Origin of the sequence: Priestia sp. P5, from assembly GCF_029522155.1 — a bacterium.
Classification (GTDB): domain Bacteria; phylum Bacillota; class Bacilli; order Bacillales; family Bacillaceae_H; genus Priestia; species Priestia megaterium_E.
Genome location: NZ_JAKWFJ010000001.1, coordinates 1,978,778 through 1,990,748 on the forward strand (window position 1 = coordinate 1,978,778; position 11,971 = coordinate 1,990,748).

Genomic DNA, 11,971 nt, shown 5'->3' on the forward strand with positions numbered 1-11,971 from the left:
AGTTTTATTTTTCTTAACATGTAAATTTAAGTTAATTTAATAACTTTTTGGAAATAAACAAATTGTTAAGATAAGCATTAGCAACCTTGTATAACCTTTAATCTATTGATTAAAGTGACTATCTTCTTTGGTTATTGGATAGTGAGTATCCATATGGAAATATGAAAAGGGGAACATACGTATATGAAACAAATAGATTTTATTCATTCAGCTAATAATAGAAATATTATATTATTTATTCACGGGTTTATGGGAGGACAAGAAACTTGGAATCGAAAAAATATGCCTTCTTTTCCTCAAATGCTTCGTGATGAAAAGGAAATTGCGGTTAATTTTGATATTGCTATCATCAACTACTATACAAAATTTGTGAGTTTCGAAAAGTTTAAAAATGTATATAACGGTATAAAAAGAATATTTCAAGCTCCTTCTTCAGTAGCTCACAAAAACTTAGGAATAAATGAACTTAGCGTTTCTTTAAAATCTATTATTGATCAATATTGCTCTACATATGAAAATATTTTTATTGTCGCTCATAGCATGGGAGGAATTATTGCCAAGGCATATTTGCTTAATGAATTAGCTTCTGGCTCTGAAAGGGTCAAGATTTTCTTTTCTTTAGCTGTTCCACATAATGGAGCTGAATTAGCGACTATTGGAAAGATGTTATATAAAAGAAATGATCAATTAATAGGTTTATCAAACAATAGTACAGTCTTAACGGACATCACTCGAAGGTGGATTAGACAGTACTCCGGAATACCTTATACAGTATATTTCTATGGGGGTGCTGATAGAGTTGTATCACCTACCAGCGCAATAGGGATGCAAAACGGAGAGGTAGTAAGTATTTTATGTGAACAGGACGATCATTATACAATTTCAAAGCCGGAGAGTAAAGATTCAATTGTTTATACTACGGTTAAAAATAAACTAATAAACTTTATTGAGGAGGACAAAGTAGCTCTTGAAGAAGCTGCCTTAAAAAGAGATGGAAATTCTGGTTTTTCTCTAGAATCTCGACAATCAGAAGTTTCAAGCAGTGAAAATGATAATACACAAGCTTCTAGGTTATCTCCTTCATTTAGTTACCCTATGGTAGAAGGGCATATACCAAGAAAAGTAATACAATTTGAAAAATATAATACTAATTCTTTATTAATTAATAACGAGGATTTTAAAGATCTGCTAGATGTAGTAAAGGAAAATAAACATGTAGTTCTCTTAGGTGGAGCGGGTACTGGGAAATCTGTGGAAATGAGACACATTGCTGCTATTTGCTCACAAGAGTCTTCTTTATTTATACCTATATTGATAAAGCTAAATAAGTATGTGCCCCGTAGCTTAAATGAAGTAATAAGTGAGTTTTGGGCTGAATGGAATTTAGTTTCGGACAATAGATTGTTGATAATTCTTGATGGTTTAGATGAAGTTGAAAGTCATTATAAAAAAGATGCAATAAAGTACATAGAGCTGTTCAGTGAACAGCATCCAGAAGCGCAAATTATAGTTTCGTGTAGGCAAAACTTTTATCAAGCAGAGAATGAACATTTTTCTGGTACATTACAAGGTTTTGATACATTTTTACTTTACAATTTAAATCAACAAAATGTAGATTCATATATTGATTCATTTTTAGGAAGGACAAAAGCACAAAAATTTAATATGCTTATTGGGAATACTAATATGAAAAGCCTCATAAGCATTCCTTTTTATCTAGTAAGAATTCTCGATAGGTATTTTAAGTCTGGCATATTACCGAAGAATAAGGCTGGTCTTTATCAAGATTTAATAAAAGAAAGTCTATATAATGATATAGAACATTTTAAGAACGCAATTGATCTGAGTAAAGAGGAACAAAGGTTGATGGTTTCTTTAGAAACTGTCGCACTTAGTATGGAAGATTTGGGTAGAAATTATTTAACAGATCAGGAATTCACTTTAGTTATAGATGAGAAAACTAAAGAATTATTAACACATTGTACTTTATGGAAAAAGAGTGAAGAAAACGGTGAAATTAGATGGCAATTTGAGCACAATAATTTCCAGGAATTTCTGGCGGCTAGGATTTTATCAAGACAGGAATTTGAAACAATTAAGGATTTTCTTTCGTTCTCACCCGAGCATAGGAAAGTGATCCCAAGTTGGGTAAATACCTTATCTTTTTTAGTGAGCATCATGGACTGTAAAGATAAAAGGTTTATTGAATTATTAGAATGGCTTAGTGAAAATGATCCTGAGATGGTCATTCAGTTTGAATTAGATAAAATTGATGAATCACTAAGAAACCAAATATTTCAGCACATTTTTAATTATTACGAAAAGAAAGAAATCTGGATCAATAGAGGTAAATTTGATTTAAAAGGTTTATCTAATTTCGGAAATACTCTTCCTAATGTAGAGTTCTTAATGGACAAAATTCTAAAAGGTCACTATACATCGCGCATAAATGCATTAAGGTTATTGGAATTTATGAAGATTCCTATTTCCAAGAAGTCTATTCTGAGTATTAGATTGACTGACATAGTAGTTAATCACAAAGAGCATCGAGCGGTCAGAAGTACAGCTTTAAGAGTACTGACAAAGTATAAGTGGGGATCTTCTGAGCAAGTTGAAAAGATAGTATCCAAAATAAGAGAATCATCGGATGATATGTTACGTACTTATTTATACAGATATTTAGCTGAGCATAATCATATTGAGGAGAATATTGACGTTTTCTTGGAAGGAATAAAATATGTTAAATTTAATTTTAGTAGGTCAGAGTCAAGGTTAATTGATGAAAAGGTAGAGCTAGAAAAAGGACTTAAAACAGTAAAATCCCCTTCAAGTATGATTAAAATTTTGCAGTTTTTTAATGAAAATACCGAAAAAATCCAAGATTTATCAGGGGATATATTTGAAATTATCGGCATTAATTCTTCGATAGCTTACAAAAATGATATTGAAATTTTTGATTTAGCCTTCAGCCTATTTAAAACTCTCCACAAAAAATATTGGACTAAAGAGGCAAAGGAATTTTCTGTTTTCTTCGATGAAAGTCAGACAAGGCATAAAGCTATAGAATTGCTTTTTGAGCAACGTGTAGATCAAGATAGCTTAAGAACACTAGGCTTTTTAATTGATACACACTCTATTGATTTTGTGTCACAAAAATATTTGGAACATGAACTATCCGATAAGGATATTTGGACAATACAGCAAGGAATATATACTGAATACCTTTATAAGACATTTAATAAATGTATGAATGAAATTTCAGGTAATAAATTTATCCTTCCTCCGACTAGAGACTATGAACAGGAACGTAGAGAAAGTTTGAAACATGACATTGCTTTGTTATTTAATAAAGAGACATTCCTTAAAGAAGTTCAAGTTATATACGAGAATGAAGGGAAAGAAAGTTTTACCCAAGACGAGCTAGTAGACATAAGGCTAGGAGGACGAAAAAGGAATAATTATTCTACCATTGTTATTGATCAAATATATCACATAGCAGAAAGTGAACCTGCATTGTATGAGAAGGTAATTGAAATTATTGAGAATTTTGATTGGAATACCTTCACTATAATTAAGATATACGAAATAATGTCTTCCTCGTCAGAAGTTAAGCTTACTGACGATCAAGTTCAGTGGGTTTCAGACTGGTGTATTAAAAATGTAGATTCTGTCGATTTTAACACGGCTTGCAGACAAGCGGAAAATGGAGGAATTACTACAAGCGTTGAAGCAATAATTTTTTGGTACTTCTTAAGGAAATATAATTTAACTTATCCAAAAAAGATAATGTTTGATATGATTTCTTTTGATTGGATAGAAGATAGTCAATTATTGGGAATAAAATACTTAGAACAATATCTTGATATTGAGGAAATGTCTGAAAAAGTTTGGGTGAATTTACAAAATGGGATTGAATTGGACGATATATTAAATAATCATTTGGATTTTTGTAAAAGACATTCTATCTATGATGTAATACCCTATGCTTTAGAGGCGATTTCTGATTCGACTAGAAGTTTTACAACTAGAACTACTGCTTTAGAAACATATCTGGAATTATCTCAGGATAGAGAGGTTCTAATTAGTAAATTAACAAATATTAATGATGATTTTAAATGGGAGGTTATAAAAAAGATATTTGATAATGATATAGGCGTCAAATGTGAAACATATTTACTTTCTGTAATGAGAGAGTCAGACTTAGAAGAAGAACAATTAAAATCGATAAGTTTCCTTATTAAGTTGCAAAATATTGAGGCTTTGAAATTTTATGTTGGTTGGATAGAGAGACAAGTTGAACGTAGAAACTTAATAAAAGACCCTGTGAGTTTAGCTAATGTGCAAGTAATTGAAGCGTTACCTTACTTAATGGATTTACTTACTTTAAGTTATACCGAGGGCTTTGAACAAGATGAATTTAATCCTCTAGATGTTCAAATTAAAAATGCACTAACAAATATTGCATTGAAATCAAAGCAATATTTCAATGAAGTCCAAACAGTATTAGAAGTTTTCATCAGAGATAACAAACACCTTAAATTTATAAATTTTTTACATTTGTTTGTTGAAGATTTAGAATCTAAGTATTATATTATGCTTCAAAGTAGTAAAGATATTTCTGAAGTAATACAACGTTTACCTTCTAATGAGTAAGCTAAAAATTTAAAGAGAAAAACATAGTTATTCATAAAGACATATTAATATAATAAGGATAAAAGGCGGCTTTAATTATGAAGTTTCTAAGTAACTGAGGGATGCAAACTAATTGAGGATTAGACATTTATACATTTACATTAAATTATTTAAGACGAATCTGTTGCTTGGGAAGCGGGGAATCGTTGGAATTGATGTGCATTTGTTAATTTTTAACAAAATGATAAAACAATTGTTTACTAGTATGGTTACTTTTGAACAAAAAAATTAATATGGAATAGCTGAAAGTTTGTGCAAATGCGATTATAGAATAAGCAAAAACATGATATAAAGATTAGTTTAGAATAAAGGCCCTCTCTGATCGAGTAAGGCCTTTATTGTATTCATCATTAATTTAATAAGAGAACTGCTTCTTGTGTTAACGAGCAGGTTAGTAAAAGAATTGATAATATTACTGTTTTAATAAATCTTTACAATAGCTTTTGGCTTGTTGTAAATTTTTAAATTTATCCTCCTTACCCACATAAGTAAACTTCCCAGTTTGTATATCGATACCTGAAATTAATTTACGCAAAGTTTCAACTCGTTCTAACCATCCTTCAATGGGGTTATTCGTATCATTATATTTACTGCTTTTACTTTGTACACAATGGAATATGTCTCTCTCATTTAGAATTTCTTTTGCAATATGTAAGTGCTCTTTGATAGGAACCGATTTCAGCACTTTCATAGAATCGTTATGAAAATCCCCATCTTCATCCAGTGGTTTTCCTAGAACATCTTTGGAATATCCTTCATCATTAAGCACTTTTTGAAGCATCTCAAACGCTCCATTTTTTTCTTCAAGTTTGCTCCCATATCCATCTAAGACTTTAGTGTCGAACACTACAAGTGCCAGAGGGTAGGTCATATAAGGATAAAGGTTTTTATCATCCTTCCGTTTGAATAAATCTTCGCCTTTCCAGTAGTACTCATAATAACCGCTTGCATCTTCTTTGGTTATAGTGTGAACGTCTTTATATACTAGCTGTTTATCCTTAATATATTTTATCCAGTTTTCTTCAAGCACACCATAATTTGTGGTTCCATCATTGTCTTTTAATAAACCACCTTCAAAATCATAGATAATATCAAGCATTTTTGATAATTTCGGTCTTGCAAAGTTCTCTTTTTTCTCCGTTGGTTCTAAAACCTTCCCGGTTTTCGCCGTTGAGCCTGAATTTTCCTTAGAACCATCTGTTGATTTTGAACCCTTATTATTTCCCTCACAAGAAGTTAATAAAAGAAGCAATAACATAATTAGCCCTAACAAAGTCCTTTTTTTAAACATGCCAGATCCCCCCAGTGATTTTATATCCCTTGTTTCAAAAAATTCTTCGTTTCCTTTTATGAGAAAAATTTATATTTTTCAACATTAATTGGAAATACCTGATAAGATATTATTATAGCAATACCTGGTAACAAAACAAGCCTTAATAATAACTACTAATCATACCTAATATCATTTTTTATCAGAAGAGATAGCAAATGAACAAAGTGAGAAAGAACTGGTGAAGTGAGGGAGGCGTTGGATTTCTAAATTAAAAGTCAGTATCAAAAGAAAGAAAAGAAAAGGATTAAAAATGGTTGACTGCAAAGAGTTTAAAGTCATAGGTTTTCATAAATTTGTTATTTTCTATTTCAAATATATAGAAAGGTGTCAAGGCAGAATTTATAGCTTTTCCAATAATAAAAGTTTAGGATATTGCGCTATACAGGAAATTAAATTAATGATAAAGGAAAGAGGGCTACATAGTGAATAGAAAATATATCATCATAAGTTGTATAGGTGTATTTATCATTCCTATTTTAATTAATTATTTACTTATGACTTGGGGAGCTTGGAAGGTATATGGCAGTGCAGATTCGTGGCTGGGGTTTTTAGCAAACTATTCTGGTGGAATCATTGGAGGTATAGTTGCTTACATTATAGCCAATTCTCAAATCAAACAAGAATTAGAGTTTAATAGGCAGCAATCTATTGAAGCAGATCGTTCCTATGTCTCTGTACAAGAATTTAAGGGGCAGTTTCGACTTCCAAATATTCAAACAAGCTTCAAGAGTCGGATTATGCTAACCGAGGATTATGAAAACTATATTGAGGGTAAGACAAATGCATTTCTGCAGAAGGAAACCACGATTTTTTACCGAATATATCATTTTGGAATACCAGAAGTGATATTGAACTGTCAAGTTAAAATCCAATTAAAAGGGGGAGCCTCGGAAACATCTACTGTCATTAAAAGCAATATAGGAGTCATACAAAAGGAAGAAGAGGTATTTATACCTCTATATTTGGAAAAACAAAAGGAAGTAATGGTGGATTTAGTCGAGGTCACCTATTCCACTATTGCAGGGGAAAAAATGTATTATAAATATGACCTAGTTAACTTAAAAGAGGGATATTGGGTACTGAATGAGGATGGAGAATCAGTTGAAGTATTTAGTTTTCCCATGAAGAATAGTAATTGGATATATCCAAACAGATTAAAAGAAGAACAGCACGTGTGAAGTTAATTTAGAAGGGGAACAAAAAAGTCTACCTGTAATTTAATTAAATTACAGGTAGACTTTTTTGTTTCATATATTTGTTATTTTCCAATGGATTCTATGACTTTGTATATTCACTCTATTCTGTGATGCGTGATTCTGAATTTCCTTTTATGGTGACAATTTTATTTTTTACCACTCTTTCAATAATTGAGTCTTTCCAATCAACATTTTTATGGATATTTAATTCATTAGTTCTTTAGCAGGGATACTCTTTGAAAATTGTTTTCCTTTATTAAACTGTCAGGAAGGGTTTATTCAGTTGAGTTTGAAAATATATATCATGGTTTCACCACTTAGCAACCTCTCAATTAGTTTTTCCTCCTACTAATAAATCAATAGCATTCAATTGTTCAATAGTTAATCCTTATTTTCTTTTGTAACTTTTTATAGCCTTTCCTATTTTATTACGATCCTTTTATTAGGTCGTTTCATTTTCGATTTCCTCTATAGATAGGTTATTCAACCGCGCGATAGCTCTTAATTTTCTGTAATCGCCAGCTTTATTGATGATTGGAATTGTGTTTCCAACAATACGAGACCACGTTCGTCCTTTATCATCTAAGACTTTCGCATATTTGTCTTTAATAAACTCTTCTTCCGTTAGGTTACTGGTAAACCAAATTGGTTTATTTGCTCTTTCTCGACCATTAACAACTTGAAAAATTAAATCTTTTTCGTTTTGAGTGAGCCGCTGAGAAGAAAGAAAGTCATCCCAAATAAGGAGATCAGCATGTACACAAGCATTCATGATTTCGAAGAAGCGTTCCTCATTATTAAAATTGTTGGTTTCTTTAAGTCGAGAAAGCAAATCTTTTTCCGTTAAGAAAATGACACTATATCCTTGCTTTAGGAGTTCGTTTGCTCCGCTTGCTGTAAGGTGTGTTTTTCCATTTCCGCTTTCACCGAAGATTAGGAGACCCAGTTTTCCATTGTCTTCAAAGTGTTCTACAAATTGCTGTACTTTTTTTAATGCTGTCTCCATACCAGAGCGGACTTTTAAGTTGTTAAAGCTATATTCTCTAAGTTCCTCAATACTAGATGATAAGCGTAGAAATTGACGAGTCTTTCGATTTGTTTCTTTCTGTACTTGTCTTTTCAAAAACTCATTTTCGCGCACTTCTATACACGAACAAGCAGCATTTACCCATTTATCACCAATTAAAGCGATATTTCTGATAAATAATAGTGGTCTTTCCTTTCCACAATATTCACATGTAAGGGGTGTAGGTTTATTTTTTTCAGAAATAGAGTCTGTAATTGGAATTTGGTTCTTTTTTTTGTTCGGCATTATTGTTTTCATCTCCATTATTAGTATTTTTTGAATTATTAACATTATTGAATGTATGTGTTTGATTTCTATCCGAAGTGTTTTCGATGTGCTTTTGATCTCCTTTTTTCAAGGGGGTTACCTGATAAAGATCATAGTTTACAAGGGTTATCCGTGTATACTTTGATGTGCATTTGACAATTGCCATATGATCTTCTTCAAGAATTCTCATAAATTTATTTACCTTATTATTAGACCATTTCCAACGTTCACCTAGAGTCTTTTTTGAAGTAATAAGCTCTCCACGTTTTACAGAAGTTATATTAGCATTTAATAGAATTGTGTTATCTTTGTGGGAAGCAGACAATAAAAGGTCTATCCAAGCTTCAAAATAGGAAAAGGTTCGTTTTTGTCTAAAAAAACTATGTTCGCGAATTTTTCGATGAATGCTTATCCATCCAGCTTGTGTCATTAAATTACCTCACTCTTATGGAAATATGATATTAAAGTTCAAAAATTGTATACGAATTTAATAATTCTTATCATTTTGTTGAACCGAGAGGGTTTCTTTAGTTGTTAACCATTTATTAAGAGCTTCTTTCCTAAACAGAATACGGCGACTCAATCTTAAATGAGGCACTTTGCCCTCTCTAACCAGTTGATAAACCAAATCTTTTGAAACTCCCATATAATCTGCAGCTTCTTTAACTGATATTGTTTGTTTGTCCATGAAGATTCCTCCTTAATAATATTTTTAAATAGTTAAGCTCTTAACGTTCATACGAGTCTACATTTTAATAATATTAATTAACCTCCTTAATTTCTTTTTTAGCTTTCTCAATAGCTGTAAAGATTTCTTCCTTCTTTTTTTTCGGCAATTCTTTACGCAGCATTCGACTAAAGTTCCCTTCAGATAATCCATATATGTCTGCAACTTGCCATTGCTTGAGCTTAGCTTCTTTAATAGCATTTCTAACATCTTTATTATTTTCCATTTTTTTATGCCTCCCCTTGTAATTGATGATATTGTTGTTCTATAATTACAATAACATTGAATTTTACGTTACTTAAGTTATTTTAATGAAAGTATCGTAAATTACCGTAAATTTTTTAAGGGAGTGATTAATTTGGACTTATTATTTAATACAATTCATCTACCAGAGCAAATTAAACTGTCTAAGGCGTCTATATTAAGCGAAATGAATTTAGAATCTATACTTAGTAATCATGAAAGAAAAGGTATAAGAGGTGAGTTGTTTAATTCAGAATTCAAAAAATTCTATGGTTTCCAGTTAAGCAAGGGAAGAGGGGTTATTGAAAACTATGAGTTTTTTATTAAGCAGTTAATTGCCGGAGATATACCGTGTCTTTTTTTTCTTCCTCAAGAATCCCTTCCAGTAAGAAAAGAGACAAAAGGAATTGCAACTAGATTTGCTTCATTAAAGACAGATAAGGATATTATCAATTTTGCTAAAGAATACGGATTACTTGGCGTTTTATCCCCCTCCTTTAAAAATACAGATTATGGAGTTACAGTATTTGAGCCACTTTATTTTTGGGAATTTTATATCAAGGAAGTTAAACGGATACTTAAGTTATATAAAATGTTGGAAAAAAAGCGTAGAAATCAAGATATTGATATTATTGGTGAACTTATAGATTATAAAGAAAATAAGGAGGATGGTAGCGCTATATTTAAATGGAATGATGGTGGGAGTATTCCTTTTTCTCATGATGAGGAAGAGTTAGATGATTATGAAGACTATGATCAAGTAGTTGGCGTAAATATTTTTACTACACTGGTCAGAAATGGTTTGAAAAATGCTATAAATGTGGATTTTTCAGATGTTGTTGAGGCTAAGGATTCTAGAATGGGTTTTCGTATTAAAGAGGTTTATAGTACTAATTATTTGTTAGGAGCTATTTATTATGATTTGTGGCAACTTATCAATGAGGATGTTGAAATCAAGTTCTGTGACCATTGTGGTCGGCCATTCAAGAAGTTTGGAAAAAAGAGATTTTGCGGTACTTCATGTAGAGTAATGTCATGGACGGAAGATCAAGAGGGGGAGAAGTAATTGGCTGGAAGTGTTGAAAAGCGGGGAAAAGATTCGTGGCGTCTAGTCTACAGCATGGGATTTGGAGCAAATGGAAAGAGAGTAAAGAAAACCAAAACCGTAAAGGGAGTCACTAAGAGAGAAGCAGAAAAATTATTGGCTCAATTCATAACAGAGATTGAAGCGGGAGAATATATCGCACCCGAGAAAATGCTATTCTCAGCTTTTATTGAGGAATGGAAAAGTAAATATGCAGAAGCACATCTAAGTCCCAATACATTGGTAACATACTTGCTACATTTAAAAAATCGTATTATTCCTTACTTTGGGGAAATGAAATTAGACCAAATTAAATCATTGCATATTTTAAGCTTTTTGAAATCTTTAGAAGGTGAGGGGCTTAGAAAAGATGGAAAGGAGGGGACTTTATCTACTTCAACTATTGAATACAATCACAGGATATTAAAAAACATTTTCAACCGAGCTGTGGAATGGCAACTCATTAAGAAAAATCCTATGGAGAATATTAAAAAGCCGAAGCGAATACAAAAGGAAACATCAGTATACGACAATTCCGAGGCTGAATTACTAATGAGTTGTTTGCAAAAAGAAGCAATGATGTGGAACGTTATGATTAAAATTGCTATTACAACTGGATTGAGAAGAGGAGAGTTATTAGGGCTTGAATGGAAACATGTAGACTTAGAAAAAGGTACTCTGCAAGTTAAGCAGGCTTTAACGTATGTCAATCAAAAACACATCATTAGAGAGCCAAAAACTAAAAATTCAGTTAGAATAGTTACCCTTCCAGTAGCATTAATCGATGAACTAAGAAAGTATAAATCAACTTGGAATAAGAAACGTCTTAAAGCAAGTGATTTATGGGAAGGAGGACAATATCAGTTTTTGTTTACCTCATGGCATGGAAAACCGCTTCATCCTTCAAGTGTTACTACGTGGTGGAGGAGGTTTATAAGCAGGTATCAATTAAGGTATATACGTTTTCATGATCTAAGGCACACATCAGCTACTTTACTTATTAATAGCGGTGTCCATGCAAAAATTATAAGCTCACGTTTAGGACATGCCGATATTAGAACAACAATGAACGTATATGGTCATGCTTTGCAAGAGGCAGATAAGGAAGCAACAAAACATTTCGATAAGTTATTCACTAATAATGAAAAAAGAGATCTAGAAGCATAAAATTACTTCTAAATCCCTTTATAAATTCAATTGTCCCCAATGTGTCCCCGGAAAATCTGTACCACTAAAAAACAAATAACCTGTTATATAGAAAAAAGCTTGATTTATTAGGTTTTTAGCCGCTACTGTTTATAGAAATATAAGGGGATTAAACCCCTGATTTCTACGCTGCCAGCGTGGAAAATGAAATTTCCTG

At 31.8% G+C, this 11,971-nt stretch carries 9 protein-coding genes; 4 read left to right on the forward strand and 5 right to left on the reverse strand.

Annotated features, from left to right (window positions below; translation table 11 throughout):
• Positions 1–183 precede the first annotated feature (183 nt).
• Positions 184–4,653: a PGAP1-like alpha/beta domain-containing protein gene (locus MMB69_RS10790; RefSeq protein WP_277447698.1), complete on the forward strand. Its 4,470-nt coding sequence runs from the start codon at positions 184–186 to the stop codon at positions 4,651–4,653.
• Between the two features lie 451 nt (positions 4,654–5,104).
• On the opposite strand, the gene MMB69_RS10795 is transcribed toward MMB69_RS10790, so the two are convergent.
• On the reverse strand, positions 5,105–5,983 hold the full coding sequence (locus MMB69_RS10795; protein ID WP_277447699.1) for a hypothetical protein: 879 nt from the start codon (positions 5,981–5,983) through the stop codon (positions 5,105–5,107).
• Between the two features lie 464 nt (positions 5,984–6,447).
• Here MMB69_RS10795 and MMB69_RS10800 point away from each other — a divergent pair, with 464 nt between their 5' ends.
• Positions 6,448–7,203: a hypothetical protein gene (locus MMB69_RS10800; protein WP_277447700.1), complete on the forward strand. Its 756-nt coding sequence runs from the start codon at positions 6,448–6,450 to the stop codon at positions 7,201–7,203.
• Positions 7,204–7,663: 460 nt separating this feature from the next.
• Here MMB69_RS10800 and MMB69_RS10805 read toward each other — a convergent pair whose 3' ends face one another.
• From MMB69_RS10805 to MMB69_RS10820, 4 genes are all read right to left on the reverse strand, one after another.
• Complete coding sequence (locus MMB69_RS10805; protein WP_277447701.1) at positions 7,664–8,551, reverse strand: ATP-binding protein; 888 nt, start codon at positions 8,549–8,551, stop codon at positions 7,664–7,666.
• On the reverse strand, positions 8,484–8,984 hold the full coding sequence (locus tag MMB69_RS10810) for a hypothetical protein (protein WP_277447702.1): 501 nt from the start codon (positions 8,982–8,984) through the stop codon (positions 8,484–8,486). Before MMB69_RS10810 ends, MMB69_RS10805 begins: the two co-directional genes overlap by 68 nt.
• A gap of 57 nt (positions 8,985–9,041) precedes the next feature.
• Positions 9,042–9,242 (reverse strand): helix-turn-helix domain-containing protein, encoded by a 201-nt coding sequence (locus tag MMB69_RS10815; RefSeq protein WP_277447703.1) that lies wholly within the window; start codon positions 9,240–9,242, stop codon positions 9,042–9,044.
• Between the two features lie 73 nt (positions 9,243–9,315).
• Positions 9,316–9,507 (reverse strand): hypothetical protein, encoded by a 192-nt coding sequence (locus MMB69_RS10820; RefSeq protein ID WP_277447704.1) that lies wholly within the window; start codon positions 9,505–9,507, stop codon positions 9,316–9,318.
• A gap of 132 nt (positions 9,508–9,639) precedes the next feature.
• Here MMB69_RS10820 and MMB69_RS10825 point away from each other — a divergent pair, with 132 nt between their 5' ends.
• Positions 9,640–10,590: a hypothetical protein gene (locus MMB69_RS10825; protein WP_277447705.1), complete on the forward strand. Its 951-nt coding sequence runs from the start codon at positions 9,640–9,642 to the stop codon at positions 10,588–10,590.
• On the forward strand, positions 10,591–11,775 hold the full coding sequence (locus MMB69_RS10830) for a tyrosine-type recombinase/integrase (protein WP_277447706.1): 1,185 nt from the start codon (positions 10,591–10,593) through the stop codon (positions 11,773–11,775).
• Positions 11,776–11,971: the final 196 nt, after the last annotated feature.